A 715-nucleotide genomic window follows, 5' to 3' on the forward strand; every position below is an offset into this window, starting at 1 on the left:
ATTATTGGTCCAAATGGCTCAGGTAAAACCACTTTGTTGCGTGCGTTAATTGGTGCAGTACCGCATCTTGAGGGCACGATTAATAGATCACCTGACTTAAGTATTGGTTACGTTCCGCAAAAGCTTCACATTGATCAAACGCTACCGATGACGGTTGAGCGTTTTATGAGTCTACCTAAAAAGCACAGTAAGGCGAGTCTTGTTGAAGCACTCGAGATGGCAGGTGTTCCCAATCTCGGTAAGCAGCAATTAATGGACTTGTCAGGCGGGCAATTCCAACGCGTATTATTAGCGAGAGCGCTGCTAGGCAAGCCAAATTTACTCATTCTCGATGAGGCCACACAGGGCCTTGATCATGCTGGTGTTGCAGATTTTTATCGTCAAATCGCTGATGTAAAAGATAGTCTTGGCTGCGGTATTTTAATGATCAGTCATGAACTGCATATCGTTATGCGCCAAACTGATCGCGTGATTTGTCTAAACGGAAACATCTGCTGCCAAGGGCGCCCTGAAGTAATTACCGACATGCCTGAATATCGCAATTTATTTGGTTTGGATCAGAGCGAAGCGTTGTATTTGCACAAACCTCATGCTCATCATGATGACCACTACACCCATGATGAGAACTGTGAAGGAGGCCATCACCATGTTTGATGATTTTCTTGTTCGTGCAGTTCTCGCGAGTGTTGGTGTTGCGCTAGCCGCAGCACCTTTA

The 715-nt window shown here is 45.6% G+C and carries 1 protein-coding gene; it reads left to right on the top strand.

Translation table 11 applies throughout. From position 1 onward, the window contains the following. Positions 1 to 654 (top strand): metal ABC transporter ATP-binding protein (locus tag A3738_RS25205; RefSeq protein ID WP_068763939.1); only part of this gene is annotated, 654 nt, incomplete at its 5' end. Positions 655 to 715 lie beyond the last annotated feature (61 nt).

Source organism: Oleiphilus sp. HI0066 (assembly GCF_001635725.1).